The sequence below is a fragment of the Duganella sp. CF402 genome, from assembly GCF_900109645.1.
Classification (GTDB): domain Bacteria; phylum Pseudomonadota; class Gammaproteobacteria; order Burkholderiales; family Burkholderiaceae_D; genus Rugamonas.
Genome location: NZ_FOBG01000003.1, coordinates 1 through 24,807, shown reverse-complemented (window position 1 = coordinate 24,807; position 24,807 = coordinate 1). Strand labels below are relative to the sequence as shown.

26 protein-coding genes, 1 tRNA gene and 1 rRNA gene are annotated in these 24,807 nt (G+C 60.8%); 15 read left to right on the top strand and 13 right to left on the bottom strand.

Annotated elements, in window-relative coordinates:
- Positions 1-19: 19 nt before the first annotated feature.
- The 3 genes from BMZ70_RS22295 (at position 20) to BMZ70_RS22285 (ending at position 2,678) form a co-directional block, all read left to right on the top strand.
- Positions 20-556, top strand: a complete 537-nt coding sequence (locus BMZ70_RS22295) for a DUF2058 domain-containing protein (protein ID WP_373922543.1) — start codon at positions 20-22, stop codon at positions 554-556.
- A 68-nt stretch (positions 557-624) separates the two neighbouring features.
- Positions 625-1,851, top strand: coding sequence for a sensor domain-containing diguanylate cyclase (locus BMZ70_RS22290; protein WP_092279631.1), 1,227 nt, complete (start codon positions 625-627; stop codon positions 1,849-1,851).
- On the top strand, positions 1,830-2,678 hold the full coding sequence (locus tag BMZ70_RS22285; RefSeq protein WP_092279629.1) for a substrate-binding periplasmic protein: 849 nt from the start codon (positions 1,830-1,832) through the stop codon (positions 2,676-2,678). The genes BMZ70_RS22290 and BMZ70_RS22285 overlap by 22 nt, the downstream gene beginning before the upstream one ends.
- Positions 2,679-2,725: 47 nt before the next feature.
- Here BMZ70_RS22285 and BMZ70_RS22280 read toward each other — a convergent pair whose 3' ends face one another.
- Positions 2,726-3,190 carry a DUF2846 domain-containing protein gene (locus BMZ70_RS22280; RefSeq protein ID WP_092279627.1) on the bottom strand — a complete coding sequence of 155 codons (465 nt, stop codon included), beginning with the start codon at positions 3,188-3,190 and terminating at the stop codon, positions 2,726-2,728.
- A 214-nt stretch (positions 3,191-3,404) separates the two neighbouring features.
- On the opposite strand from BMZ70_RS22280, the gene BMZ70_RS22275 reads away from it, so the two are divergent.
- Positions 3,405-4,307 (top strand): hypothetical protein, encoded by a 903-nt coding sequence (locus BMZ70_RS22275; protein WP_092279625.1) that lies wholly within the window; start codon positions 3,405-3,407, stop codon positions 4,305-4,307.
- A gap of 19 nt (positions 4,308-4,326) precedes the next feature.
- On the opposite strand, the gene BMZ70_RS22270 is transcribed toward BMZ70_RS22275, so the two are convergent.
- The 3 genes from BMZ70_RS22270 to BMZ70_RS22260 all read right to left on the bottom strand — a co-directional run bounded on the left by BMZ70_RS22270 (position 4,327) and on the right by BMZ70_RS22260 (position 5,344).
- Positions 4,327-4,728, bottom strand: coding sequence for a VOC family protein (locus BMZ70_RS22270; RefSeq protein WP_092279623.1), 402 nt, complete (start codon positions 4,726-4,728; stop codon positions 4,327-4,329).
- Positions 4,729-4,748: 20 nt separating this feature from the next.
- Positions 4,749-5,201, bottom strand: coding sequence for a helix-turn-helix transcriptional regulator (locus BMZ70_RS22265; protein WP_092280345.1), 453 nt, complete (start codon positions 5,199-5,201; stop codon positions 4,749-4,751).
- A gap of 67 nt (positions 5,202-5,268) precedes the next feature.
- Positions 5,269-5,344: transfer RNA gene (locus tag BMZ70_RS22260), tRNA-Phe, on the bottom strand.
- A 77-nt stretch (positions 5,345-5,421) separates the two neighbouring features.
- On the opposite strand from BMZ70_RS22260, the gene BMZ70_RS22255 reads away from it, so the two are divergent.
- The 7 genes from BMZ70_RS22255 to BMZ70_RS22225 all read left to right on the top strand — a co-directional run bounded on the left by BMZ70_RS22255 (position 5,422) and on the right by BMZ70_RS22225 (position 13,771).
- Positions 5,422-6,642, top strand: coding sequence for an FAD-dependent monooxygenase (locus tag BMZ70_RS22255; protein ID WP_092280343.1), 1,221 nt, complete (start codon positions 5,422-5,424; stop codon positions 6,640-6,642).
- Between the two features lie 21 nt (positions 6,643-6,663).
- Complete coding sequence (locus tag BMZ70_RS22250; protein WP_092279621.1) at positions 6,664-7,392, top strand: DsbC family protein; 729 nt, start codon at positions 6,664-6,666, stop codon at positions 7,390-7,392.
- A 31-nt stretch (positions 7,393-7,423) separates the two neighbouring features.
- On the top strand, positions 7,424-7,882 hold the full coding sequence (locus BMZ70_RS22245) for a (2Fe-2S)-binding protein (RefSeq protein WP_092279619.1): 459 nt from the start codon (positions 7,424-7,426) through the stop codon (positions 7,880-7,882).
- An 11-nt stretch (positions 7,883-7,893) separates the two neighbouring features.
- A complete protein-coding gene (locus BMZ70_RS22240) occupies positions 7,894-10,110 on the top strand; it encodes a xanthine dehydrogenase family protein molybdopterin-binding subunit (protein WP_092279617.1) in 2,217 nt (738 codons plus the stop codon).
- Entirely contained in the window at positions 10,110-10,676 is a 567-nt protein-coding gene (locus BMZ70_RS22235; RefSeq protein ID WP_092279615.1) for a nucleotidyltransferase family protein, read from the top strand. The genes BMZ70_RS22240 and BMZ70_RS22235 overlap by 1 nt, the downstream gene beginning before the upstream one ends.
- Positions 10,673-12,484: a M61 family metallopeptidase gene (locus BMZ70_RS22230; protein ID WP_092279613.1), complete on the top strand. Its 1,812-nt coding sequence runs from the start codon at positions 10,673-10,675 to the stop codon at positions 12,482-12,484. Before BMZ70_RS22235 ends, BMZ70_RS22230 begins: the two co-directional genes overlap by 4 nt.
- A 90-nt stretch (positions 12,485-12,574) precedes the next feature.
- On the top strand, positions 12,575-13,771 hold the full coding sequence (locus BMZ70_RS22225; protein ID WP_229205549.1) for a GGDEF domain-containing protein: 1,197 nt from the start codon (positions 12,575-12,577) through the stop codon (positions 13,769-13,771).
- Here BMZ70_RS22225 and trpC read toward each other — a convergent pair.
- From trpC to rpe, 7 genes are all read right to left on the bottom strand, one after another.
- Complete coding sequence (trpC, locus tag BMZ70_RS22220; RefSeq protein ID WP_092279611.1) at positions 13,722-14,522, bottom strand: indole-3-glycerol phosphate synthase TrpC; 801 nt, start codon at positions 14,520-14,522, stop codon at positions 13,722-13,724. The genes BMZ70_RS22225 and trpC overlap by 50 nt on opposite strands.
- 2 nt (positions 14,523-14,524) lie before the next feature.
- Positions 14,525-15,163: a LysE family translocator gene (locus BMZ70_RS22215; RefSeq protein WP_092279609.1), complete on the bottom strand. Its 639-nt coding sequence runs from the start codon at positions 15,161-15,163 to the stop codon at positions 14,525-14,527.
- A 2-nt stretch (positions 15,164-15,165) separates the two neighbouring features.
- On the bottom strand, positions 15,166-16,203 hold the full coding sequence (trpD, locus tag BMZ70_RS22210) for an anthranilate phosphoribosyltransferase (protein WP_092279607.1): 1,038 nt from the start codon (positions 16,201-16,203) through the stop codon (positions 15,166-15,168).
- A 17-nt stretch (positions 16,204-16,220) separates the two neighbouring features.
- A complete protein-coding gene (locus tag BMZ70_RS22205) occupies positions 16,221-16,784 on the bottom strand; it encodes an anthranilate synthase component II (RefSeq protein WP_092279605.1) in 564 nt (187 codons plus the stop codon).
- Between the two features lies 1 nt (position 16,785).
- The gene (trpE, locus tag BMZ70_RS22200) at positions 16,786-18,282 is read right to left on the bottom strand and encodes an anthranilate synthase component I (RefSeq protein ID WP_092279603.1); all 1,497 of its coding nucleotides are present in this window, start codon (positions 18,280-18,282) and stop codon (positions 16,786-16,788) included.
- A gap of 198 nt (positions 18,283-18,480) precedes the next feature.
- Positions 18,481-19,173 carry a phosphoglycolate phosphatase gene (locus BMZ70_RS22195; RefSeq protein ID WP_092279601.1) on the bottom strand — a complete coding sequence of 231 codons (693 nt, stop codon included), beginning with the start codon at positions 19,171-19,173 and terminating at the stop codon, positions 18,481-18,483.
- 4 nt (positions 19,174-19,177) lie between these two features.
- Complete coding sequence (gene rpe, locus BMZ70_RS22190; protein WP_092279599.1) at positions 19,178-19,843, bottom strand: ribulose-phosphate 3-epimerase; 666 nt, start codon at positions 19,841-19,843, stop codon at positions 19,178-19,180.
- A 169-nt stretch (positions 19,844-20,012) separates the two neighbouring features.
- Here rpe and apaG point away from each other — a divergent pair, with 169 nt between their 5' ends.
- Both apaG and BMZ70_RS22180 read left to right on the top strand, forming a co-directional pair.
- Positions 20,013-20,387 (top strand): Co2+/Mg2+ efflux protein ApaG, encoded by a 375-nt coding sequence (apaG, locus tag BMZ70_RS22185; RefSeq protein WP_092280339.1) that lies wholly within the window; start codon positions 20,013-20,015, stop codon positions 20,385-20,387.
- A 101-nt stretch (positions 20,388-20,488) separates the two neighbouring features.
- Positions 20,489-21,694, top strand: a complete 1,206-nt coding sequence (locus tag BMZ70_RS22180) for a murein transglycosylase A (protein WP_092279597.1) — start codon at positions 20,489-20,491, stop codon at positions 21,692-21,694.
- Here BMZ70_RS22180 and BMZ70_RS22175 read toward each other — a convergent pair.
- Positions 21,691-22,128 (bottom strand): universal stress protein, encoded by a 438-nt coding sequence (locus BMZ70_RS22175; RefSeq protein ID WP_092279595.1) that lies wholly within the window; start codon positions 22,126-22,128, stop codon positions 21,691-21,693. The genes BMZ70_RS22180 and BMZ70_RS22175 overlap by 4 nt on opposite strands.
- 43 nt (positions 22,129-22,171) lie before the next feature.
- Positions 22,172-23,386 carry an MFS transporter gene (locus tag BMZ70_RS22170; RefSeq protein WP_255372224.1) on the bottom strand — a complete coding sequence of 405 codons (1,215 nt, stop codon included), beginning with the start codon at positions 23,384-23,386 and terminating at the stop codon, positions 22,172-22,174.
- Between the two features lie 130 nt (positions 23,387-23,516).
- On the opposite strand from BMZ70_RS22170, the gene BMZ70_RS22165 reads away from it, so the two are divergent.
- Together BMZ70_RS22165 and BMZ70_RS22160 are read left to right on the top strand one after the other, a co-directional pair.
- On the top strand, positions 23,517-24,293 hold the full coding sequence (locus BMZ70_RS22165; RefSeq protein ID WP_092279591.1) for an enoyl-CoA hydratase: 777 nt from the start codon (positions 23,517-23,519) through the stop codon (positions 24,291-24,293).
- Between the two features lie 283 nt (positions 24,294-24,576).
- A 16S ribosomal RNA gene (locus BMZ70_RS22160) occupies positions 24,577-24,807 on the top strand; the annotation flags it as partial.

The following is a 24,807-nucleotide window of genomic DNA, read 5'->3' as shown; positions in this document are numbered from 1 at the left end:
TTTATAAGGAGTTAGCATCATGGGACTGGCAGACCAGTTATTAAAAGCCGGCTTGGTCGACAAGAACAAAGTGAAGGTCGCCCACCAGAGCAAGAGCAAGCAGCAGAAGGATAACCGCCGCGCCGGTGTGGAAAGCGTCGATGAAACCAAGCTGGCCGCGCAGGAACTGCAGCGCGCCAACGCCGAAAAGGCGCGCCTGGCCAACGCTGAACGCGACGCCGCCGCGCAGCAGAAAGCCATTGCCGCGCAGATCACCCAGATGGTGCAGCAGAATAAGCAGGACAAGGGCAGGAACGGCGATATCGCCTACAACTTCACCTTCGGCACCAAGGTCGAGCGCATCTACGTGACCGCCGCCGTGCGCGAGCACTTGGTGGCGGGCCGGCTGGTGATCGTGGGCGAGGGCGGCGGCTACGAGCTGGTGCCGCGCGTGATCGCCGACAAGATCGCCGAGCGCAATCCGGACACCGTGGTGCGCGTCAAGCAGGCCAGCACCGAAGTGGAGGAGGATGATCCGTACGCCGACTTCAAGATCCCCGATGACCTGATGTGGTAAATACAACGGGATCCGCGCGCGCTTACGATATTGGGCTTGGGTAATACCTTTTTACGGTATGCTAGGTCATGGAGAAGACCCTGCATGATCTGGCTGGCTTGTTGCTGGACGTCGTTTTCCTTGTGAAGGAAGACGGCCAGATTGCGTTCGTCAACCCCGCCTGCACCACGGTCCTCGGTTATGAGCCGGACGAGATGATCGGCCGCGTGATCCAGGACTTCATCCACCCCGACGATTTGCCGCGCACCCGCACCGAGATGGCGGAAGTCGCTGGCGGGCGCCCCGGCTACGGCTTTGAAAACCGCTACCTGCGCAAGGACGGCGCCGCCATACATTTCCAATGGACTGCCTACTGGTCGCCGCAGGACAAGCTGCGCATCGGCGTGGCGCGCGACATCAGCGAGCGCAAACGCGGCGAAGCGCGGCAGGCGGCCTTGCTGGCCTTGTCGACCGCCGCCCACCAGTCCGACTCCCTGCACAGCATGTTCAGCGCCTTCGACGCCACCCTGCGCGCGCTGCTGCCGGTGCGCCGGCTGGCGGCCGTGCTGGAGCCGGACGACCGCCTGACTTATTTGTCGGACGGCGCCGGCTGGGCCGAGACGGACGGCTGGCATACGGTGCCGATGTCGACGCCGGGCGCGGCTTTTGGCCAGCTGCGGCTGGACCTGAATGGTACTCGCGTGCTGCAGTCAGCCGAGCACGAGCTGCTGCAATTCGCCGCCACGCAGGCGGCTGCCGCGATCGAACGCTTCGCCCTGCAGGCCGACCTGGCGCACGCGGCCCGCTACGACGAACTGACCGGCCTGCCGAACCGCCGCCTGTTCCAGGACCGCATGCGGCTGGCGCTGGCGCGCAGCCGTCGCGGCCATGCGGGCGGCGCGGTGCTGTTTATCGATCTGGACGACTTCAAGTGCGTCAACGACCAGCACGGCCACGCGGCCGGCGACCAGTTGCTGCAGGCGGTGGCGCAGCGCATCACGGCCTGCGTGCGCGAGGCCGACACCGTGGCGCGCCTCGGCGGCGATGAATTCGTGGTGCTGCTGGAGGAGGTGTCGAGCCTGGCCAAGGTACAGCAGGTCGCCGACAAGATCAGCAAGGCGCTGGCCACGCCGCTGGTGGTGGCCGGGGTGGCGTTGCCGGCATCGGCCAGCATCGGCCTGGCCATGTATCCGCAGCAGGGCGAGGTGATGGATGACCTCATGCGCCACGCCGACCAGGCCATGTATGCCGTCAAAGCGCTGCGCAAGGCGGCGCACGGGCGGCACGGCTACCCATGTTTGAACGCAGACGACTGATCCTGGGCGGCATGCTGGCGCTGGCCGCGGCGCGCCCGGCGCATGCAGTCACGCAGGTGCGCTATCCGCGCTCCGAACCGCAGGGGCAGGGCGATCAATCCGAACACTACGCGGTACGGCTGCTGCGCCTGGCGCTGGCCTACGCCGGGCAGCCGGATGCGATCGAACCGCCTACCTACAAGATGGGCCAGACGCGCGCACTGGTGGATTTGCAGAACGGCCGCGCCATCGATGTGCTGTGGACCATGTCCTCGCGCCAGCGCGAAACCGAACTGCTGCCGGTGCGCATCCCGCTCGACATGGGCCTGATCGGCTGGCGCCTGCTGCTGCTCCGCCGCAGCGACGCCGCGCGCTTCGAGGCCACCCCCAGCGCGGCCGACCTGCAGCAATTGAGCGCGCTGCAAGGCCACGACTGGCCGGACACCGACATCCTGCTCGCCAACGGCTACCGGGTGGAGACCGGCAGCGATTATGGTGGCATGTTCAAGATGCTGTCCTCGTCGCGCGCCGATTACTTCCCGCGCTCGGTGTTCGAGGTATGGAACGAGCTGGACGCCTTCCACTGGGACGACCTGATGGTGGCGCCCGGCCTGGCGCTGCATTATCCGAGCGCGTTCTACTTCTTCGTCAGGAAGTCGAATCCGGCGCTGGTGGCGACCATCCAGCAAGGGCTGGAACGCATGATGGCCGACGGCAGCTACGCGCGCGCGTTCAACGATTACTTCGGCGACATGCTGCGCCGCTCGGCCTTGCCGCTGCGGCGCATCTTCGAGTTAAATAACCCGCTGCTGCCGGCAGCCACACCGCTGGCGCGGCGCGAGCTGTAGTTCCAGCCGGGGCAATTCAGAAAGTAAGCAATTTCGCTGGAGTGTACTTATTTCATGACGCTGCACTTGCCAGCGACAGCCATCTCCAGCGGGGCGATATCAGCCTTGCCCTGTTGCTCGGTCATCAGCTCAACCCCTGCACCGCCGACCAGTACTCCCAGTTTGATGTACTGGCGAACGAAGTAATTCTTGCCGGCGTCGACGTTCAGTGTCAGGTCATTCGGAGAGAACTCAGACTCAGTGGAGATGGTGAGGCTTTTGCCGCCTTCAACCTGGGTATAGAAAAACACATCTGGTGCGCTCTCTCCCAGGCACTTGCCATCTACCCAGATATCCTTCTTCAACGCCTTGCCGACGAAGCTATTGCGGTACACATACAGGCCGGCGTTATTGCCGGCCGGGGCGGCGAATTGCTTCGCTTTGGCGGAGTCTTCTTTGTTTGCCATGTTCACGGAGGCGCAGCCGGTGAGCAGAGTTGCGGCGGCAACGGCGAGAAGAGGAATGAATTTCATTGTAGTGGCCCTAGTAGTGATTATTGTCGTTCCAGATGGGTTATCCATTTGGTAACGATATATTATTGAAAATATACTGCTAGGGCAACTTTGAGGAAGTGTGACTGACGCCGGAGATTTTTGGAGGGCATGCTGGACATTGTTACAAATGAATGCAAAAATTACACGCCGCTTCTGCCTCAAATTCCATAATTCATAAACTAGGGGGGTGTATATGCTGGGCTCCAGCCGTATCCGCGCATTCGTTTTGGGCTTGATGTTAGCTCATCATCTTCCGTCCACTGCAGCCGATGCCATCACTTTCTACCAAGAGTACATCAGCCTTGACAGCAGAAATCCGATGTCCAACTTGGTAACTAATTCGACGCATTCGACAGATTTCATCTCTGAAGATCTGCACTACACTGACAATTACGAAAAGCTATCCAGGGTGATCGTGTCTAACAACGTGAAGCCCTCCGTTTTTGCCGAGACCGCTGTTTTTAATCTGCACGGTGAGGTAAGCGCGGCGGCCTCGGGCGCGATATTTTATGGTGTCGCCGTACATGGAGATCCCAATAGCTATGTGCCGCTGAGTTTTATCGGGGAGTACGCGGTGTCAGGCCATGATCTCGCTTTTGATTCCAGCTCTTATCCCGGTCAGAACACAGCCGCAGTGCAATTCAGTCTAAATGAACGCGGTGGTGATTATAAAAATACGTTCTTTTCTCTTGAATGCACAAGTTTTGCATGCTCGATGGTGACCTATGGTGGTACCCGTTACATGGAGAGCGCGTTCACGGTAACCGGCACGAACGGTCATTTCATGGGTTCACTGGGAATACAAACCGATATTACTGGATATGGGTTCGCAATCGTCAATCTCGTCGCCCGTGCGTCGTCCTATATGCCGCCGCCCGGTAGCCGGTTTGAGGCGGAGGCCAGCGCCTATATCGACCCTTACTTTTTTATTGATCCAGGATATCTTGCGTTGCATCCGGGTGGGAGTCTCGAGCTGACTGCCGGTATGGGGAATGCGGTGGTTGCAGTGCCAGAACCAACCGCATGGATGCTGCTTTTTGCAGGATTGCTGATGCTGGCCGCGAACGGCCGTTTAATAAAATGCCGGCCAGCGTAGGGTCGGCGTTACGAAGCCTTCACGACGCTTCGATCATCTTCCAGCCATTGCCGGACGGATCGCGGAAGCCGGCGTCGACCTTGCCGTAGCGCTCGACCGGCTTCTGGGTGAATTCCACGCCGCGGCCCAGCAGGCGGTCGTAGGCGGCGCGGCAATTGTCCACAGTGAGGACCAAAGGCGGCATCGCGCCTTTGGCCACTATTTCGTTCAGGGTTTGTGTGGTGGCGGCGTCATGCACGGGCGGTCCGGGTTTGAACAGGCCCAGTTGGAGCGAGGGCTGGTCCGGATGCTGCACCGTCAGCCAGCGGTAATTGCCGTTTTTGACGTCGGTATGCACCACGAAGCCCAGCTTGCCGTAAAACGCCAGCGCTTCGTCCTGGTCGCGCACGTACAGACCCACCACATTGATATTTTGCGTCATATTGCCTCCTTGGAAAGAGACTACAGTTTGCCAGCGGCTTTGATGCGGCGCTTCTCCAAAACTGCGATGTTGAGGTCCGGCCGCTGCGTGTTGCGGGTGACGCACTCGGGGATCTGCGCGCCCGCCTGCGGCAGCGAACGTTCTTGCGCGCGCAGTTCGCCGGGGCTGGCGCCGGTGATGTCGCGGAAGATGCGGCCAAAAGTGCCCAGGCTGGTCCAGCCGGTTTGCAGGGCGATGTCGGTGATTGGCAGGTCGGTGTCGCGCAGCAGGGCGGTGGCGCGCTCGATGCGGCGCGTCAGAAGGTAGCGATGGGGCGGCAGGCCGAAGGCTTTCTTGAACTCGCGCGCGAAGTAGGCCGCCGAGACCGAGCTCACCTCGGCTAGCCGCTCAACCGGCCACTCCTCGTGGGGAGCGCCGTCCATCCGGTCTTTGGCGCGCAGCAGGCGGCGCAGCAACATCGGGCTCTGGGGCATCGTATCCTCGCGCACGAACAAAAACGCCGACCTGCATGACTGCGAGATCGGCGTTTTGTGATGTTCTTGGTGGCCCGGGGCGGAATCGAACCACCGACACAAGGATTTTCAATCCTCTGCTCTACCAACTGAGCTACCAGGCCAAGGAGCAGAATTATAGCACATGGCTGGCAATGCGCAAGGGGCAATTTCCATTTCCTACAAACGCTATAATGCTTGGATGAATAAGCCCACCTCTCCCGCAGCGCTGCGCGTGATCGAAAGTGATATTTGTATCGTTGGCAATGGCGCGATTGCCAAGACCGCTGCGCTGGGCCTGGCCCAGGCCGGCCTGGGTGTGACCTTGCTCGGCCCGCCGCTGCCGCCAACGCCGCCCGCTTCGGCGGAGCAGGGCTGGGACGCCCGCGTCTACGCGCTCAATCACACCGCCCACAAGCTGCTGTCGTCGCTGCGCGTGTGGGATGCGCTCGACCACGCGCGGGTGGCGCCGGTCGACGCCATGCAGGTCTACGGCGACGGTCCCGGCGCGGGCGGCCTGGCCTTCGACGCCTTCGGCGCCCACGCCGACACGTTGACCTGGATCCTTGAAGACCGCAACCTCAACCAGGCGCTGGACGCCGCGCTGCGCTTCGCCCAGAACGTGAAGACGGCCACCGGCCGCGCCACCGGCCTGCTGCGCGCTGAAGACGGCGCCACCGTGCACCTTGACGACGGCAGCAGCATCAAGGCCGCGCTGGTGGTTGGCGCCGACGGCGCCCAGTCCTGGGTGCGCGGCCAGTGCGATATCGGTTTCGACTACCGCAGCTATAACCAGTGCGCGGTGGTGTCCAACTTTGCCTGCGAACTGCCGCACCACGGCGCGGCCTTCCAATGGTTCACCGGCGCCGAGGGCATCGTGGCCTTGCTGCCGCTGCCGGGCAATCAGGTATCGCTGGTGTGGTCGGCGCCGGAAGCGCTGGCCGATACCTTGCGCACCGAGTCGGCGCAGCAGATCGCCGACCGCCTCGCGGTGTACGCCCGCGAAAAGCTCGGCGCCCTGACGCCGCTGCAGCCGGAGCTGGTGCGCGACTTCCCACTGAAGCTGGTGCGCCCGCACAAGATGACCTCCGCGCGCGTGGCCCTGATCGGCGACGCCGCCCACGTGGTGCATCCGCTGGCCGGCCACGGCATGAACCTCGGCTTCGCCGACGTCGCGCAACTGATTAAAACCCTGTCCGAACGCGAGTCGCATCGCAGCATCGGCGACGACCGCGTGCTGGCCCGCTACGAGCGCGCCCGCAAGGAAGATGTGCTGCTGATGCAGCTCACCACCGACGGCCTGGCGCGCCTGTTCGAGACCGATATTGAGCCGCTGCGCGTGGTTCGTAATTTCGGATTAAACTTGTTGGATAAATTACCTGTGCTGAAGCGCCGCCTCATCTCGCACGCGATGGGCAAGTGATCAGTCGTTACCGGAGAAGTTATGAGAAAGAGTAAGATCGCTTTGCTGTCGTTGTCCGTTTTGATGGCATCCTGTGTCGGCGCGCAAAACCCGCCGAGCACTGAGTCGATCAAGAAGCTGATCGAGCCACGCCTGGGCGTCGGCGTCAAGGTGGACTCGGTCAAGGAGACCCCCTACGCCGGCCTGTATGAGGTGCGCATCGGCAGCGACATCCTGTACACCGACAAAACCGCCACTTACCTGGTCAACGGCCACGTGTTCAACCTGACCACCGGCACCGACCTGACGCGCGAGCGCATCGACGAAATTTCGAAGATCAAGTTCTCCGACCTGCCGCTGGATAAAGCCATCAAAACCGTCAAGGGCGACGGCTCGCGCGTGATCGCGGTGTTCGAGGATCCTAACTGCGGCTACTGCAAGCGCCTGCGCCAGACCACGCTGAAGGAAACCGACAACGTCACTATTTACACCTTCATGTACAACATTCTGTCGGATGATTCGTTCACCAAGTCGAAGAACATCTGGTGCTCGGCCGATCGTGGCAAGGCATGGGACGACTGGATGATCGGCGGTAAGGCCGCGCCGGCAGCCGCCGCATCGTGCGATTCGCCGAACGATGAAGTGCTGGCGCTGGGCCGCAAGCTGGGCGTGGCCGGTACCCCGGCCATCTTCTTCGCCGACGGCTCGCGCATTCCGGGCGCGATCGACGCCAAAATGCTGGAAGAAAAATTCAGCAAAGTTAAGCAGTAAATATCCAACGCAGGGACAACAGGAGACTTGAATGATCACTTTGAACATCAACGGTAAAGATGTACAGGTAGACGCCGACCCTTCGACGCCGATCCTGTGGGCCTTGCGTGACAACCTGAATATGACCGGCACCAAGTTCGGTTGCGGCATGGCGCTGTGCGGCGCCTGCACGGTGCATCTGGGCGGCCAGCCGATCCGCTCCTGCGTGACGCCGATTTCGGCCGCCGCCGGCCAGAAGATCACCACCATCGAAGCGATGGAAACCGATAAAGTCGGCAAGGCGGTGCAGGATGCGTGGGTCAAGATCGACGTGCCGCAATGCGGCTACTGCCAGAGTGGCCAGATCATGAGCGCCACCGCGCTGCTGCGCACTAACAAGAATCCGTCGGATGCTGAAATCGATAATGCCATGAGCGGGAATATCTGCCGCTGTGGTACGTATCAGCGCATTCGCGCCGCTATCAAAGACGCTGCCAAATCCATCGCCTGAAGGAGACCATTATGCGTATCGAATGGCTTAACCAAGGGATGATCGCCAGCGCTTCGGCGTCCGGCATTTCGCGCCGCAGCTTCATGAAAGCCGGTGCTGTTGCCGGTGGTGGCTTTGTGCTGGGCTTCGTGGTCCCGGGCGGCGGACGTTTCGCCAATGCGCAGCAGCCGCCGGCCAAAACCTATGAACCGAACGCCTTCCTGCACATCGCACCGGATAACCGCGTGACGGTGCAGGTCAACCGCCTGGAATTCGGACAGGGCGTGCAAACCGCGCTGCCGATGCTGATCGCCGAAGAGCTGGACGCCGATTGGTCGCTGGTGAACGGCGCGCTGGCGCCGGCCGGTGAGCAGTACAAGGATCCGGCTTTCGGCATCCAGATCACCGGCGGCTCGGGCAGCGTGGCCCACTCGTTTATTCAATACCGCGAAATCGGCGCCAAGGCGCGCCTGATGCTGATCGCGGCGGCGGCCGAGCAGTGGAAAGTGCCGGCTGACCAGATCAAGACCGTGAAGGGTACCCTGATCGGCCCCGCAGGCCAGAAGGCGACCTACGGCTCGCTGGCCGATGCGGCCATGAAGCAGCCGGTGCCTGCCACCGTCAAGCTGAAAGACCCGAAAGATTTCACCATCATCGGCAAGCCGGTGAAGCGCCTCGACGCGCGCGCCAAGTCCACCGGCAAGCAGCAATTTGGTATGGACTTCAAGGCGCCGGATAGCAAGGTCGCCGTGGTGGCGCGTCCGCCGGTATTCGGCGCCAAGGTCGCAAAGTTCGATGCCAGCAAGGCCAAGGCTATCAAAGGCGTGATCGATGTGCTGGAAGTGAAAACGGATCGCGGCGGCAGCGGCGTGGTGGTCATCGCTGATGGCTACTGGCCGGCCAAGTCGGGCCGCGAAGCGCTGGCCATCGACTGGGACACCAGCGGCGTGGAGAAGGTCAGCAGCGACAAGCAGCTGGCCGAGTACAAGGCGCTGTCGCAAAAGCCGGGCAATCCCGTGCGCAAGGCCGATACCTCCAAGCTGGCCGGCGCGGCGAAGAAAATCTCCGCCGTCTACGAATTCCCGTACCTGGCGCACGCGCCGATGGAGCCGCTGAACTGCGTGGTCGACCTGCGCAAGGATGGCTGCACTGTGTGGGCCGGTTCGCAATTCCAGACCGTGGATCAAGGCGCGATTGCCGCCACCGCTGGCCTGAAGCCGGAGCAGGTGGTGCTGAACACCATGATGGCCGGCGGTGGTTTCGGCCGTCGTGCGGTGCCGACTTCCGACTACCTCGTTGAAGCGGTCAATATCGCCAAGGTATGGCAGGCTGCTGGCCACAAGGAGCCAATCAAGGTGATCTGGAGCCGCGAGGACGATATCAAGGGCGGCTACTATCGCCCATCGCACGTGCACCGCGCCGATATCGGCGTTGATGCCAAGGGCGAGATCGTGGCGTGGAACCACGTCATCGTCGGCCAGTCGATTGTCACCGGCACGCCGTTCGAGCCGATGATGGTGAAGGACGGCGTTGATGCGACGATGGTGGAAGGCATGGGAGAGCCGTATGAAGTGCCGCTCAACCTGAGCGCGCACTCGGTCAAGACCAATGTGCCGGTACTGTGGTGGCGTTCCGTGGGCTCGACCCACACCGCCTTTGTGATGGAGACCCTGATCGACGAAGCCGCGCACGCGGCCAAGATGGATCCGGTGGCCTATCGCAAAAAGCTGATGGGCGAGAAGGGCAAGCGCCACGTCGCCGCGCTGGATCTGGCGGTCGCCAAATCCGGCTATGGCAAGAAGGCTTTACCTAAAGGCCAGGCATACGGCGTGGCAGTGCACGAATCGTTCAACACAGTGATCGCCTACGTGGTGGTCGCCTCGGTGAAGAACGGTCAGCCGAAACTGCACAAGGTAACGGCGGGCGTTCACTGCAACACGGCGGTCAATCCATTGACCATCGAGGCGCAGATCCAGGGCGCGGCGCTGATGGGGCTCGGTATGACCTTACCGGGCGCCGCCATCACGCTGAAGGACGGCGTGGTGGAGCAGCAGAACTTCAGCGACTACACCGTGGCGCGCATGACCGACATGCCGAAGATCGAGGTGCATATCGTGCCATCGAACGATCCGCCAACCGGCATGGGCGAACCGGGCCTGCCGCCGCTGGCGCCGGCGTTTGCCAACGCGCTGTTCAAGTTGACCGGCAAGCGCCTGCGCAAATTACCGTTCGACCTGGCCAGCACCTGATGGCTTTAACCGGCATCCTGCTGGCCGCCGGACGCGGTCGACGTTTCGACCCGTCCGGCGTGGAAAACAAACTGCTCCAACAAATGGCCGACGGCGAAATCGTCGTCGCCGCCAGCGCAAAGAACATGCTGGCCGTGCTGCCACGCGTAATCGCGGTGGTGCGCGAAGGCGACGACAAGGTCGCCGCGCTGCTGGGCCGCCTCGGTTGCGAAGTGCGCGTCTGCGCCACCGCCGACATGGGCATGGCCGAATCCCTCACCACTGCGATTGAACATACCAAGGGCGCCGAAGGCTGGCTGATAGGGCTGGGCGACATGCCGCACGTCCGTCCCGACACCATGCGCGCTCTGGTTGCTACAATCGAGCGTGGCGCGCGTATCGCGGCACCCGTTTTTGAAGGACGGCGCGGCAATCCGGTCGCCTTTAGTGCATATCACCTGCCGTTGCTGCTGGCGCTGGAAGGCGACCAGGGTGCGCGCGCAATTTTAAAAAGCCACGCGGTCAGCGACGTGGTGGTCGATGACGAAGGCGTAGTGCGCGACATCGACACAAAACAGGATCTATGATGAAAAAAAACCAATCGGCTATCGCCTATACCATCGTCGGCCATGATCTGGCCGCGCACTTGTTCCACGTTTCGGTGACGGTGAGCGCGCCGGCCGAAGGCGGCCAGATTTTCGCGTTGCCCGCGTGGATCCCCGGCAGCTACATGATTCGTGAGTTTTCTCGCAATATTGTGCGCATCCGCGCCGAATCGAAGGGCGAGCCGGTCGAGCTGACCAAGCTGGATAAGCACTCGTGGCAGGCCGCGCCGCTGGCCGACCGCCGCGCGCCGCTGACCGTGCATTACGAAATCTACGCCTGGGATCTGTCGGTACGCGCCGCGCATCTGGACCAGACCCACGGCTTCTTCAACGGCACCAGCGTGTTCCTGCGCGTGCTGGGACAGGAAGAGCAACCGCACGTGGTCGACATCCAGCGTCCGCAGGACGAGGCGGCGCAAGACTGGCGCGTGGCCACTTCGCTGCCGCAGCTGAAAGCGAAACGTTATGGTTTTGGCACTTACATCGCCTCCAACTACGATGAGCTGATCGACCACCCGGTGGAGCTGGGCGACTTTGCGCTGGCCACCTTCAAGGCGCACGGCGTCCCGCACGACATCGTCATCACCGGCCGCGTGCCGAATCTGGACCTGGCGCGCCTGTCCGCCGACCTGAAAAAAATCTGCGAAACCCAGATCGCCTTCTTCGAGCCGAAGACCAAAAAGGCACCGATGGACCGCTACGTGTTCATGACGATGGCGGTGGGCGACGGCTACGGCGGGCTGGAGCATCGCGCTTCGACCGCGCTGATCTGCAATCGCAACGACCTGCCGACCACCTCGAACAAGGGCAAGGAAGTCAGCGACGGCTACCTGCAATATCTCGGCCTGTGCAGCCACGAGTATTTCCACACCTGGAATGTGAAGCGCATCAAGCCCGCCGTATTTGCGCCGTATAACCTCCAAGTTGAAAATTATTCGCCGCTGTTGTGGTTGTTTGAAGGTTTCACCAGTTACTACGACGATTTAATGCTGGTGCGCGCCGGACTTATCGCCGAGCCGGCGTATTTTAAATTGCTGGGTAAAACCGTGGGCAGCGTATTACGCGGTAGCGGACGCACTAAACAAAGCGTAGCCGATTCGAGTTTCGACGCCTGGGGTAAATATTATCGCCAGGATGAAAATGCGCCGAATTCCATCGTCAGTTATTACACCAAAGGCTCTTTAATTGGTTTGGCGCTGGATTTGAGTATCCGCGCCAAAACTGGTGGCAAGAAGTCGCTGGACGATGTGATGCGCGCATTGTGGCAGCGTTATGGCCGCGACTTTTATCATGGCGCTGGCCGTGGCGTTACTCCGGCTGAAGCCGAAGCATTGTTCGATGAAATCAGCGGCGGGCGCTTTAAACCCTTCTTCGATAAATATATTCGTGGTACCGAAGATTTACCGCTGGCTAAATTGCTGGCGCCATTCGGCGTCAAATATAACGACGAACGCAAATCGGCCAAGCCGAGTTTCGACGCGAATCTGGGCCGTGATGGCAATGATTGCAAACTGTCGGCCGTCCATGAGAACGGCGCCGCCCACCGCGCTGGTTTGTCGGCGGGCGATATTCTGGTTGCCGTCGACGGCCTGCGCGTAACGGCCACCAATCTGGATAATCTGCTGTCGCGTTATGCCGTCGGCGACACGATTCAGGTGATGGCTTTCCGTCGCGACGAGTTAATGAGTTTCGATCTGGTCCTGCAAGGCGACCGCGTACCGGGTGTCACTTTGACGCTGGAATCGGCGGTTAAGAGGTCCGGACCGCTACGACCGAGCGCAAGTCGCTGATTTTCAAGCCGCATCCCTCTGATGCGGCTTTTTTTTACCCTGAAATTATGCTAACTTTTGGCATGTAAAAGCTCAAATCTGGCGTGTACTGTGATTCTGCTCGACCCTACCACTATTATTTTCATGGCCACGCTGATGGCCTGCGCCATGAGCGTCGTGCTGTACTCGGCCCATTTGAGCTTCCCCAAAGAGATTCAAGGCATGCGCGAATGGGCTATCGGCCTGGTATTGCTGGTCATCGGCGCCGTGCTTTTCACCCTGCGCGAAACCTCGGCATTTACCTCGCTGGCGGCGAATGCGGCATTAACCTGCGGGCTGGGATTAACGCTGATCGGCACGGAAAAGCTGTATGAGATACCGCCGTCCTGGCGCCTGTTCCAGATGGTCTTGGTCGTGACAACGCTGGGCATTGCATATTGGCGGATTGTCGAACCGAATTTCGCCGCCCGCGTCGCGGTATTTTCTTTCTCGGTATTGGTATTTTATGTTCGCCAGGTATTTTTGATCAGGAAATATGGCGAACCGCATTTTTCTTCACGGTTTTTCCTGATTTTAATGTCGATTCAAACCGTGGTGGTTTTCACGCGCGGTGTGATCGCATTTATATTCGGCGGAGATCATGTTGATTTAACCACCGTGGGCGCGTTCCAGAGTTTATACCTGGCGGTCGGCCATTTCATGATTTTGCTGATGACCGTAGGTTTTATGACGGTTTGTACGCGCCGACTGCAAATCATTCTTGAACGCCGTTCTACGCTGGATCCATTAACCGAGGTATTAAACCGTCGAGGGTTCGCTGATATTTACGCCAAAGAGCATGCCCTGATGCGCCGGGAAGGCACATTCATGACCATGCTGAATATCGATATTGATCACTTTAAACGGATTAACGACTGTCACGGCCATGCTGTCGGCGACCGGGTTTTAGTGGACGTGGCAAAAGTCATTTCCAGCGCCTTGCGCGCTTCCGACCACGTGGCCCGCTTCGGCGGCGAGGAATTCGTGGTGCTGCTGCCGGCCACCGGGCTGGATTGGGCGCTGCACATCACCGAACGCATCCAGCAAGCGCTGCGCGCGCCGCGCCCGGACATCCCGCCGTACACCGTCAGCGTCGGCGTGGCGTGCCAGAGCAGCGCGGAGGAAAGCCTGGATGGCATTCTGGTCCGCGCCGACAAGGCGTTGTATTGCGCTAAGGAAAGAGGGCGCGACCGTTACGAGATCGCGCCGGAGGCGGTGCTCAGCCGAACAGGCGAGCCAATTCGGCGCCAGGGTCAGGCGCGCGCATAAACGCTTCGCCGACCAGGAAGGCGTGGACATTCGCGTCGCGCATGGTTTTGACGTCGGCCGGGGTCAGGATGCCGGATTCGGTGATGACCATTTTTTCCGGCGGCATGCGGTCCAGCAGGCCGAGGGTGTTCTGCAGCGACACCTCGAACGTGCGCAGGTTGCGGTTGTTCACGCCCAGCAGGCGGGTTTTCAGCTTGAGGGCGGCGGTGAGCTCGTCGCCGTCGTGGGTTTCCACCAGCACGTCCATGCCCAGTTCGTGGGCTACGGCTTCCATTTCCGCCATCAGGCCGTGGTCCAGCGCGGAGACGATCAGCAAAATCGCATCGGCGCCCATCGCGCGCGCTTCGTAGATCTGGTAAATGTCGATCATGAAGTCCTTGCGCAGCACCGGCAGCGAGCAGGCGCCGCGTGCTTGCTGCAGGTAGGCTACCGAACCTTGGAAGAACTGTTCATCGGTCAGCACCGACAGGCACGCCGCGCCATTGGCCTCGTAGGTGGCGGCGATTTCCGCCGGGCGGAAGTCGCCGCGGATCACGCCTTTCGATGGCGATGCTTTCTTGATTTCGGTGATGACGCCCGGCTTGCCGGCGTCGATTTTGGCGCGCAGGCTGGCCTCGAAGCCGCGCAGGCCGGCGCGCAGTTCGGTGTTGGATTCCACCTCGTCGCGCAGGCTGACGAAGCTGCGGTGTTTTTTTGCGGCGGCCACTTCATCGGCTTTCACCGCGAGGATTTTGTTCAGAATGTCAGACATGATTAGTTTTGCTCCGAGAGTGCAAGGCGCACGCCGAGGGCCAGGAACAGGCCGCCCATCGTGCGGTTCAGCCACAGCGACACCAGCGGCTTGATGTTCAGGCGCGCGCTGGCGAAGGCGGTGAACAAGGCAAGGCCGTGGCAATACAGCATGCCGTTGAAATTGAAGATCGCGCCCAGAATGATAAAAGCCAGTGGCTTGTTGCTGGAATCGGTATGGATAAACTGCGGCACAAACGCGAGGAAGAACAAAGCCACCTTAGGATTCAGCACGTTGGTCAGCAAGCCCTGCAGGTAGATCTTGCGCCATGCGAGCGGCTGCACAGCTGGCGCTTCCGCCACTTCTTCGCCGCGCAGCTTGGCGCGCAGCATGCCGATGCCCATGTAGACGATGTAGGCCGCACCGACCCACTTCACCACCGTGAAGGCGGCGGCGGAGGTGGACAGCACGGCCGACAAGCCCAGTGCCGCCGCCAGCACATGCACCATCGTGCCGGTACCGATGCCCAGCGCAGCGGCTGAACCGGCACGCCAGCCCTGCGCGGCGCTGCGCGTCATGATGAGCAGGTTGTCCGGTCCGGGCATGATGTTCAGCAGCAGGCCCGAGATGATGAACAGCGTCAGGTCATGGATGCCGAACATGGTCAGTTACCTCGGCCGAGCGTTTGCGTGACTTCGACGAATTGATCGATCTTGCGCAGTGCCGCGCCGGAGTGAATCGCCTCGCGTGCGCGCTTCAGGCCATCTTCGATCGAGCTGGCCACGCCGGCCGCGTACAGCGCAGTGCCGGCGTTGAGCGAGACGATATCGTAGGCCGGACCGGCTTCGCCGCGCAGCGCTTCCATCATGCGCTGCTTGGATTCGGTCGCATCGGCCACCTTCAGATTGCGGCTGGCGATCATCGACATGCCGAAATCTTCCGGGTGGATTTCATACTCGCGGATCTCGCCGTTAATCAGCTCACCGACCATCGTCGATGCGCCCAGCGACACCTCGTCCATATTGTCTTTGCCGTACACCACGATGGCATGCTGAGCGCCCAAGCGCTGCAACACGCGCACTTGAATACCAACCAAGTCGGCGTGGAATACACCCATCAAAATATTCGGCGCGCCGGCCGGATTGGTCAGCGGCCCGAGAATATTGAAGATCGAGCGCACGCCCAGTTCCTTGCGCACCGGCGCCACATGCTTCATGGCGGCGTGGTGGTTCGGCGCGAACATGAAGCCAATGCCGGTCTGCGCGATCGATTGCGCAATCTGCTCCGGCTTCAGATTGATATTCGCGCCCAGCGATTCAATCACGTCCGCGCTGCCCGACGACGACGACACGCTGCGGCCGCCGTGCTTGGCCACACGCGCGCCCGCCGCAGCGGCCACGAACATCGCGGTAGTGGAGATATTGAAGGTGTGCGCGCCGTCGCCGCCGGTGCCGACGATGTCGAGCAGGCCGGTGGTGTCGGCCATCGGTACCTTGGTGGAGAACTCGCGCATCACGGTTGCGGCGGCGGCGATTTCACCGATGGTTTCTTTTTTCACGCGAAGGCCCATCGTCAGGGCGGCGACCATCGTTGGGGACATCTCGCCGGACATAATCTGGCGGAACAGGTGCAGCATCTCGTCGTGGAAAATCTCGCGGTGTTCGATGCAGCGGACCAGTGCTTCTTGGTGGGTGATAGGCATGGCTATTCCTTCTTTAATCAGCGTACGAGGAAGTTCTTCAACAGTTGGTGGCCGTGTTCCGACAGGATGGACTCGGGGTGGAACTGCACGCCCTCGATGTCGTATTCCTTGTGGCGCACGCCCATGATTTCACCGTCGTCGGTCCATGCCGTCACTTCGAGGCAGGACGGCAGCGAGCTACGCTCGATGGCCAACGAGTGATACCGGATCACTGTGAAGGGAGATGGGATGTCCTTGAAGACGCCCACGCCCGTATGCGCGATTAAAGAAGTTTTGCCATGCATGACCTGCTTGGCGCGAATGACCTTGCCGCCGAACGCTTCGCCAATGGCCTGGTGGCCAAGGCACACGCCCAGAATCGGCTTCTTGCCGGCGAAGTGCTTGAGCACTGCGATAGAGATGCCTGCCTGCGCAGGATCTTTCGGCCCCGGCGAAATGCAGATGTGGTCCGGGTTCAGCGCCTCGATCTCCGCGATGGTGATTTCATCATTGCGGAAAACGCGCACGTCTTCACCCAGCTCGCCGAAGTATTGCACGATGTTGTAGGTGAAGGAGTCGTAATTGTCGATCATCAGCAGCATATTAGAACTCCCCATCCAGGCCGTCTTGCACTTGCTCAGCGGCGCGCAGCACAGCGCGCGCCTTGTGTTCAGTTTCTTGATATTCCATCTCGGCGATGGAGTCGGCAACGATGCCGGCGGCGGCCTGCACGTACAGGTTACCGTCCTTGATCACGCCGGTGCGGATCGCGATCGCCACATCCATCTCACCGCCGAAGGACAGGTAGCCGCAAGCGCCGCCGTAAATACCGCGCTTGCTGATTTCCAGTTCGTCGATGATTTCCATCGCGCGCACTTTCGGCGCGCCGGTCAGCGTACCGGCCGGGAAGGTGGCGCGCAGCACGTCCAGGTTGGACAGGCCGTCTTTCAGCTTGCCCTCAACGTTGGAGACGATGTGCTGCACGTGCGAGTATTTTTCGATGACCAGGCGATCGGTTACTTTGACGCTGCCGATTTCCGAAATGCGGCCCAGGTCATTGCGCGCCAGGTCGATCAGCATCACGTGTTCGGCGATTTCCTTCTGGTCGGCCAGCAGTTCTTTCGCCAGCTCGGCGTCGCGCTCCGGCGTCGAACCGCGCGGGCGGGTGCCGGCGATAGGGCGCAGCGTGACTTTTTTCTCGCCGTCCGGCGCGGTCTCGTTGCGCACCAAAATCTCTGGCGACGCGCCGACGATCTGCATGTCGCCGAAATTGTAGAAGTACATATACGGCGATGGGTTCAGCGAACGCAGCGCACGGTACAGGCTCAGCGGCGAATCGACGTAAGGCTTGCGGATGCGCTGGCCGATCTGCACCTGCATCAAGTCACCGGCCAGCACGTATTCGTGGGCCTTGGCGACGGCTTTCAGATAGTCTTCCTTGGCGAATTCCCGCACGGCTTCGGTGCGTACCGAGGCAGTCGCCACCGGCACTTCCACGCCACGGCGCAGCATCACGCGCAGGTCTTTCAGGCGCTGTTTCGCTTTCGAGTAGGACTCGGGCTGGGTGGTGTCGGCGTAGACGATCAGATACAGTTTGCCGCTCAGGTTATCAATGACGGCCAGTTCTTCGGTCACCATCAGCTGGATATCCGGCAGGCCCAGATCATCTTTCTGTGCGCTGTGGGCCAGCGTTTTCTCGATGTGGCGCACGGTGTCGTAGCCGAAGTAGCCTGCCAGGCCGCCGCAGAAGCGCGGCATGCCCGGACGGATCGCCACTTTAAAGCGCTTCTGGTAAGCCTCGATGAAGTCCAGCGGATTGCCTTCGTGCGTCTCGATCACCGCGCCGTTTTTGACGATCTCGGTGCGGTTGCCGAAGGTACGCAGCAGCGTGGTCGCCGGCAGGCCGATGAAGGAGAAGCGGCCGAAACGCTCGCCGCCCACCACCGACTCCAGCAGGAAGGTGTTCTTGCCGGCGTTCTGGCTCTGGGCCAGTTTCAGGTACAGCGTGAGCGGGGTTTCGAGATCGGCAAATGCTTCCGCGATCAGGGGAATACGGTTGTAGCCATCCGTGGCCAACGATTTGAATTCGAGTTCGGTCATGTGTTCTCTCCATGCGCTGGCCGAGGTGTGCCAGCGTAGTGGTGCATCAAAAAACCTGTCGCGCGCAAGCGGGCGGACGACAGCAATCAGTTCGGCTTAGTTATGCCAGGATTGCCAGCGTCGCCACAGCCAGGCCTCAATCGAGCCTGGTTGGTTGACGATGTGTTTTTTGGTGAGAGACGACATTTTGGTCAGTGTTCAGCTATTGGTGTGATGTGAACGAATCAGGCTAGCCGCTTCTAGCAGCGTGGTTACTATACCATCGGAATCGGTTTCGTGTATAGACTCTCCGTGGTTATAACCATATGGCACCGTCAAAACCGGGCAACCCGCAGCGCGTGCGGCTTGCGCGTCATTTGAGGAATCGCCGATGGCCACCACCTGCGACGGCGGCAGGTCGAAGTCGGCGCACACGGTTTGCAGCGGCAGCGGGTCCGGTTTCTTGCGCGGCAGCGAATCGCCGCCGTAGACCACTTCAAAGAACTGATCCAGGCCTTTCAGCTTCAATAAAGGCGTGGTGAAGCTGATTGGCTTGTTGGTCACGCAAGCGAGGCGCAGGCCGTTTGCCTTCATGGCAGTCAGGCCTTCGATCACTTGCGGGAACAGCGTGCTGTAATTACCGTTGATGCTCAGGTAGTGGCGCTGATAGGCGTCCATCGCTTGCGCAAACGCGGCCTCGATGCGGCCCGCGTCCCAATCCAGCGCCAGGACGGAGCGGATCAGGTTTTCCGAGCCTTTGCCGACCATCAGGGCGATTTGCTCCTGCGTGATCGGGCCCAGGCCCAGTTCTGCGCGCATGCCGTTGATCGCGACGTGGAAGTCGGGGATCGTGTCCAGCATGGTGCCGTCGAGGTCAATGATTGCGGCGCGTACGCCTGCCAGCACGCTCATCGTCTCAGACCTTGGCCAGATTGGCGCGCATGGCGTCGATCACGGCCTTGTAGTCCGGCTGGCCGAAGATGGCGGAACCGGCCACGAAGGTGTCGGCGCCAGCTGCCGCAGCGGCGGCGATGTTCTCGATCTTGATGCCTCCGTCTACTTCCAGCAGGATGTCGCGGCCGGATTCGTCGATCAGGCGGCGCGCTTCAGCGATTTTCTTCAGCGCTTGCGGGATGAAGGACTGGCCGCCGAAGCCTGGATTGACCGACATGATCAGGATCATGTCGATCTTGTCCATCACGTGTTCCAGGTAGCTCAGCGGGGTGGCCGGGTTGAATACCAGGCCGGCCTTGCAGCCGTGGTCGCGAATCAGTTGCAGCGAACGGTCGATGTGGTCGGACGCTTCCGGGTGGAAGGTGATGATGTTGGCGCCGGCCTTGGCGAAGTCCGGGATGATGCGGTCTACCGGCTTGACCATCAGGTGCACATCGATCGGCACATCCACGTGCGGACGGATCGCCTGGCACACCAGCGGGCCGATGGTCAGGTTAGGAACATAATGGTTGTCCATTACGTCGAAGTGGATGATGTCGGCGCCGGCCGAAACGACGTTGCGGACTTCCTCGCCCAGGCGGGCGAAATCGGCGGACAGGATGCTGGGAGCAATGCGGTAGGTGGTCATGGCTTTGGGCTTGCAATAAAAAAGATGCGCTATTTTACGCTGCTCCGGCCGGTTGTACCCGTTTTGCGCCGGTTTTCAGGCGCGTCCTCCTTGCATCGCGGCCTGATTTGCGGTGCAATGGACCCTTGGCGATATACAATCGCCAAGCTTGCAAATTAGAGGAATGTTGATGTCGAATTATGAATTTACCGTGTCGGTCAGAACGCAGTACCTGCCGGACCAGTCGGACCCGGAGCGCACGAATTTTGTGTTTACGTACTCGATCACGATCAAGAACACCGGCAAGGTAGCGGCGCAGCTGATCTCGCGCCACTGGATCATCACCGACGCCAACAACCACGTGGAAGAGGTGCGCGGGCTGGGCGTGGTGGGCCATCAGCCGCTGCTGCAGCCGGGCGAGCAATTCGAATACACCAGCGGCGCGGCGTTGCAAACCCAGCAGGGTTCGATGGTCGGCGAATACTTCTGCGTGGCCGAGGATGGCCACCAGTTCGAGGTCAAGATCCCCGAATTCGTGCTGTCGCTGCCGCGCACGCTGCACTGATTAGCTTACTTCTTGCCCTTCATGGTCCACCAGACGATGAAGACGAGCAGGAAGAAAGCCACGCCTGCTTCAACCATCAATAGCCACATAGTTATCCTTTTATGTCTCTCACGACCCGTAGTCTACTCGTTCCGCTGAGCGCCGTCGCGCTGGCCTTGGCCGCTTGTACTTCCACCCCGCTGCCGCCGGATAAGCCGGTCGAGCCGCCGGTGCAGCCTCAACCGCCGGCGCAGCCGCAGCCGCCAGCCCAGCCAGCGCCACCGGCCAAGCTGCAAATGGTCCCGGCCACCTTCGCCGCACTGCCGGGCTGGGATAAGGATGATCTGCGCGCCGCCTGGCCGGCCTTCACGACCTCATGCTCGGTACTGATCAAGCAGGCGACGTGGAAAGAGCCATGCACCATCGCCCGCACCGTCAATGGCAGCGATGAGCGCGCGATCCGTACCTTCTTCGAGGCCTTCTTCGAGCCAAATCAGGTGATCGCACCGGACGGCGCCACCGATGGTCTGATTACCGGCTATTACGAACCGCTGCTGCACGGCTCCCGCAAGAAGAGCGGCGCCTATCAGACCCCGCTCTACCGGGTGCCGGACGATATGGTCACCATCGAGCTGGCCAGCGTCTATCCCGAGCTGAAGGGCATGCGGCTGCGCGGCAAGGTGGTCGGCAAGAAGGTGATTCCGTACTCGACCCGCGCGGAGATCGAAGCCGCCAACTTCAGTGGCAAAGAGCTGCTGTGGGTGGATGACCCGGTCGAATCGTTCTTCCTGCAGGTGCAGGGCTCCGGGCGCGTACAGCTGAGCGAAAGCGGCGAGACCGTGCGCGTGGCGTATGCGGACCAGAACGGCCATCCATATAAGTCCATCGGCAAATACCTGGTAGAGAAGGGTGAGCTGACTTTGGAGCAGGCTTCGGCCCAAGGCATCAAGGCGTGGATCGCCGGCCACCCGACCCGCATGCAAGAGCTGTTCAACGTCAATCCGAGCTATGTGTTCTTCAAGGAGGAAAAACTGCCGGATCCGAAAGTGGGGCCGAAAGGCTCGCTCGGCGTGCCGTTGACGCCGCAGCGCTCGGTCGCCATCGACGCCACCCAGCTGCCGCAGGGCGCGCCGGTGTTTCTGTCCACCACCCAGCCGAACAGCGATATCCCGTTGCAGCGGCTGGTGATGGCGCAGGATACGGGCGGCGCGATTCGCGGCGCCATCCGTGTCGACTACTTCTTCGGCTTTGGCGCTGAGGCGGCGGAAAACGCCGGCCGCATGAAGCAGCGCGGCGCCATCTGGGTGCTCCTGCCGAAGAAGTTTTAACGCAAAACCAGCACGGGCAGCGTGGTGTGGGACAGCACCCGCTGCGTCTCGCTGCCTAAAAACAGCTTGTTCAGGCCCTTGCGTCCGTGCGAGGCCATCATGATCAGGTCGCAGCCGTACTTTTTGGCGGCTTCCACAATCTCCTCGTAGGGATTGGGCGACATCGCAATCACCCCTTCACATGGAATACCGGCCGCGCGCGCGGCGCTGGTCACTTTTTCGATATGGTGGCGGGCCGCGCTTTGCATCTGGTTTTCGTACTGGCCGGTGTCGATCATGGCGCCGCTGTCGCCCAGCGACGGCATCAGAACCGGCTGGATCACCGTGACCGCGACAATGCGGGCCTGGTGCAGCTTGGCGAAATCGATGGCAATGGCGGTCGCCTTGTCCGACAGGTCGGAGCCGTCGGTGGGCAGCAGGATGGATTTGAACATGGCGGGCTCCGTGTGTGGACACTGGAACCAGCCTACCGGCTAGTCAGCTTTTCTGGCGCACGGATGGCGACAGGGCCAGCAACAGCATCAGCACCACGCTGCCGGCCGCCACGCAGGCCAGGCCGGTGCGCACATTGAAATGCTCGCCGAGGTAGCCTGCCGTCAGTGCGCCGACCGGCGCAATCGCCACAGTCAGGAAGCGCATGGTGGAGACCATGCGGCCCAGGTACTCATCTGGCGTGACCTTCTGGCGCAGGGTGGTGTAGGGCATCAGGAATAACATCACGCCGCAATCGAGGAACAGCGACAGGCAGGCGCAGGCAATCGCGCTGGCCAGCGGATAGCCGAACAGGTTGGCCGGGATCAGTGGATTGATAATGTAGGCGAAGGTGCACAGGCCGACGCCGGTCAGCATGGCGCCGGTCGCGCCGAAGAGCCGGGTTAGCGGCTTGAGCAGGAAGGAGCTCGCCAGCACGCCGACCCCGCCTATCATCTGCGCCACGCCCAGCATGCCGGGACTCATGCCCAGTTCGCGCGTAGCAAAAATCACGTGCAGCGCGGCGAAGCCGTAAAACAGCATGTGCCACAGGCCCGAGGTCCATGCCAGCGTGCGCAGCAGCGGCTGGCTCCAGATAAAGCGAAAACCATCCTGAATATCGCGCAGCGGGTGCTTGTTGGAAGGCGGCGGTTTGGGATCGTTGGCCTTCACATTGCGCAGCAGGGCAATCGAGACGACGAAGCCGAGCGCATTCAAGATCACTGCGTAGGGCGCGGTAAGCCATTGGATCAGGATGCCTGCCATGCCCGGCGCCAGCAAGCGCGAGGCGGAATCGGTGGCGGCAAACTTGGATTGGGCGTCGGTCAGCTTGTCGCGGCCGATCAGGTTGGTCAGGAAGACTTGCTCGGCGCCGCCGCCCACCACGCCGCACGCGCCGGTGATAAAGGATACGGCGTACAGCCATTGCACCGTCAGCACACCCAGCCACCACGCCAGCGGAATGCTGCCCAGCGCCGTCGCTTGAATCGCCTTGCTTGCTAACAGAATAGGCAGCTTGCGATTGCGGTCGAGGAAAACGCCGGCTGGCAAAGCCAGCAGCGCGAACGGCAGCGCTGCTGCCGCGCCCATCATACCCATCTGCGCCGGCGAGGCTTTTAATAGCAATACCGCGCACAGCGGAATCGCCAGGGCGCTGACATAACTGCCAAAGCCGTTGAGGATGGCTGCGGACCAATAGCGGCGAAAATCGCCGTTGCGCAGGAGTTCGTCGTTGCGAAGGAAGTTAAGAATGGGAAGCTCTTTAGTACTGATTGCCGAATTTCAATCATACCGAGTGCCGGGGATAGACGCTACAATCGATCAGTAATATTCCACCTTGGAGGAGAATCCCATGCAGTATGAAGACCTGATCGTAGAAGTGCACGACAAAGTAGCCCTGATCCGCCTGAACCGTCCGAAAGCCCTGAATGCGCTGAACGACCGCATGATGAACGAGCTCGGCGATGCCTTATATAAGTTCGACGCCGACCCGGCCATTGGCTGCGTCGTGCTGACCGGCAGCGAGAAAGCTTTTGCGGCCGGCGCAGATATCGCGGCGATGGTGGACTACACCTATCCGGACACCTATCGCGACAACTACATCGGCCGCAACTGGGAGCACATCCTGCGCGTGCGCAAGCCGGTGATCGGCGCCGTGGCCGGTTTCGCGCTGGGCGGCGGCTGCGAGCTGGCCATGATGTGCGACTTCCTGGTCGCAGCGGACAGCGCCAAGTTCGGCCAGCCTGAAATCAAGGTTGGCGTAGTGCCGGGCGCGGGCGGTACGCAGCGCCTGCCGCGTGCGATCGGCAAGGCCAAGGCGATGGACATGCTGCTGACCGCGCGTACTATTGATGCGGCCGAAGCTGAGCGCATTGGTTTGGTATCGCGCGTGATCCCGGCGGACAAGCTGATTGAGGAAGTGCTGGCCATCGCCAAGCAGATCGCTTCGATGTCGACCTCGGTCGCCATGCAGATCAAGGATTCGGTCAACCGTGCGTTTGAAACCACGCTGTCGGAAGGCGTTACTTATGAGCGTCGTTTGTTCCAGGCTGCGTTCGGCACACCTGCTCAGAAAGAAGGCATGCAAGCTTTCCTGGAAAAGCGCTTGCCAAACTTCGAGGGTCTTTGATATGATTCTGTCCCTCGCGAAACACAACATGCAAATGCAGAGTTAGCGAGGGAAAAAGAGGGTTGACGAGATGTACGAAACACTGCATAATCTCATCTCTCTGCTGCGAACAAAACGCTTCGCAGTGCAAGACAAGATCTTTAAAAATTAACAGTCGATAAGTGTGGGCATTTGGTGCTGCAACAAAAAGCATTAAATGCTCAACAAGAAATAAAACAGTAGTAATACTGTCAGTATTTTGAGTGAGCGAACCATCTCGGTAAAACGAGATAAAACAGAGATTAAACTAAAGAGTTTGATCCTGGCTCAGATTGAACGCTGGCGGCATGCCTTACACATGCAAGTCGAACGGCAGCACGGAGCTTGCTCTGGTGGCGAGTGGCGAACGGGTGAGTAATATATCGGAACGTACCCAGGAGTGGGGGATAACGTAGCGAAAGTTACGCTAATACCGCATACGTCCTAAGGGAGAAAGTGGGGGATCGCAAGACCTCATGCTCATGGAGCGGCCGAT

What these genes read in the sequence shown, in the direction of transcription:
- BMZ70_RS22295 (WP_373922543.1), top strand. Translation starts at nt 20, where the DNA reads ATGGGACTGGCAGACCAGTTATTAAAAGCCGGCTTGGTCGACAAGAAC.
- BMZ70_RS22290 (WP_092279631.1), top strand. Translation starts at nt 625, where the DNA reads ATGGAGAAGACCCTGCATGATCTGGCTGGCTTGTTGCTGGACGTCGTT.
- BMZ70_RS22285 (WP_092279629.1), top strand. Translation starts at nt 1,830, where the DNA reads ATGTTTGAACGCAGACGACTGATCCTGGGCGGCATGCTGGCGCTGGCC.
- BMZ70_RS22280 (WP_092279627.1), bottom strand. Translation starts at nt 3,190, where the DNA reads ATGAAATTCATTCCTCTTCTCGCCGTTGCCGCCGCAACTCTGCTCACC.
- BMZ70_RS22275 (WP_092279625.1), top strand. Translation starts at nt 3,405, where the DNA reads ATGCTGGGCTCCAGCCGTATCCGCGCATTCGTTTTGGGCTTGATGTTA.
- BMZ70_RS22270 (WP_092279623.1), bottom strand. Translation starts at nt 4,728, where the DNA reads ATGACGCAAAATATCAATGTGGTGGGTCTGTACGTGCGCGACCAGGAC.
- BMZ70_RS22265 (WP_092280345.1), bottom strand. Translation starts at nt 5,201, where the DNA reads ATGCCCCAGAGCCCGATGTTGCTGCGCCGCCTGCTGCGCGCCAAAGAC.
- BMZ70_RS22255 (WP_092280343.1), top strand. Translation starts at nt 5,422, where the DNA reads ATGAATAAGCCCACCTCTCCCGCAGCGCTGCGCGTGATCGAAAGTGAT.
- BMZ70_RS22250 (WP_092279621.1), top strand. Translation starts at nt 6,664, where the DNA reads ATGAGAAAGAGTAAGATCGCTTTGCTGTCGTTGTCCGTTTTGATGGCA.
- BMZ70_RS22245 (WP_092279619.1), top strand. Translation starts at nt 7,424, where the DNA reads ATGATCACTTTGAACATCAACGGTAAAGATGTACAGGTAGACGCCGAC.
- BMZ70_RS22240 (WP_092279617.1), top strand. Translation starts at nt 7,894, where the DNA reads ATGCGTATCGAATGGCTTAACCAAGGGATGATCGCCAGCGCTTCGGCG.
- BMZ70_RS22235 (WP_092279615.1), top strand. Translation starts at nt 10,110, where the DNA reads ATGGCTTTAACCGGCATCCTGCTGGCCGCCGGACGCGGTCGACGTTTC.
- BMZ70_RS22230 (WP_092279613.1), top strand. Translation starts at nt 10,673, where the DNA reads ATGATGAAAAAAAACCAATCGGCTATCGCCTATACCATCGTCGGCCAT.
- trpC (WP_092279611.1), bottom strand. Translation starts at nt 14,522, where the DNA reads ATGTCTGACATTCTGAACAAAATCCTCGCGGTGAAAGCCGATGAAGTG.
- BMZ70_RS22215 (WP_092279609.1), bottom strand. Translation starts at nt 15,163, where the DNA reads ATGTTCGGCATCCATGACCTGACGCTGTTCATCATCTCGGGCCTGCTG.
- trpD (WP_092279607.1), bottom strand. Translation starts at nt 16,203, where the DNA reads ATGCCTATCACCCACCAAGAAGCACTGGTCCGCTGCATCGAACACCGC.
- BMZ70_RS22205 (WP_092279605.1), bottom strand. Translation starts at nt 16,784, where the DNA reads ATGCTGCTGATGATCGACAATTACGACTCCTTCACCTACAACATCGTG.
- trpE (WP_092279603.1), bottom strand. Translation starts at nt 18,282, where the DNA reads ATGACCGAACTCGAATTCAAATCGTTGGCCACGGATGGCTACAACCGT.
- BMZ70_RS22195 (WP_092279601.1), bottom strand. Translation starts at nt 19,173, where the DNA reads ATGAGCGTGCTGGCAGGCGTACGCGCCGCAATCATTGACCTCGACGGC.
- rpe (WP_092279599.1), bottom strand. Translation starts at nt 19,843, where the DNA reads ATGACCACCTACCGCATTGCTCCCAGCATCCTGTCCGCCGATTTCGCC.
- apaG (WP_092280339.1), top strand. Translation starts at nt 20,013, where the DNA reads ATGTCGAATTATGAATTTACCGTGTCGGTCAGAACGCAGTACCTGCCG.
- BMZ70_RS22180 (WP_092279597.1), top strand. Translation starts at nt 20,489, where the DNA reads ATGTCTCTCACGACCCGTAGTCTACTCGTTCCGCTGAGCGCCGTCGCG.
- BMZ70_RS22175 (WP_092279595.1), bottom strand. Translation starts at nt 22,128, where the DNA reads ATGTTCAAATCCATCCTGCTGCCCACCGACGGCTCCGACCTGTCGGAC.
- BMZ70_RS22165 (WP_092279591.1), top strand. Translation starts at nt 23,517, where the DNA reads ATGCAGTATGAAGACCTGATCGTAGAAGTGCACGACAAAGTAGCCCTG.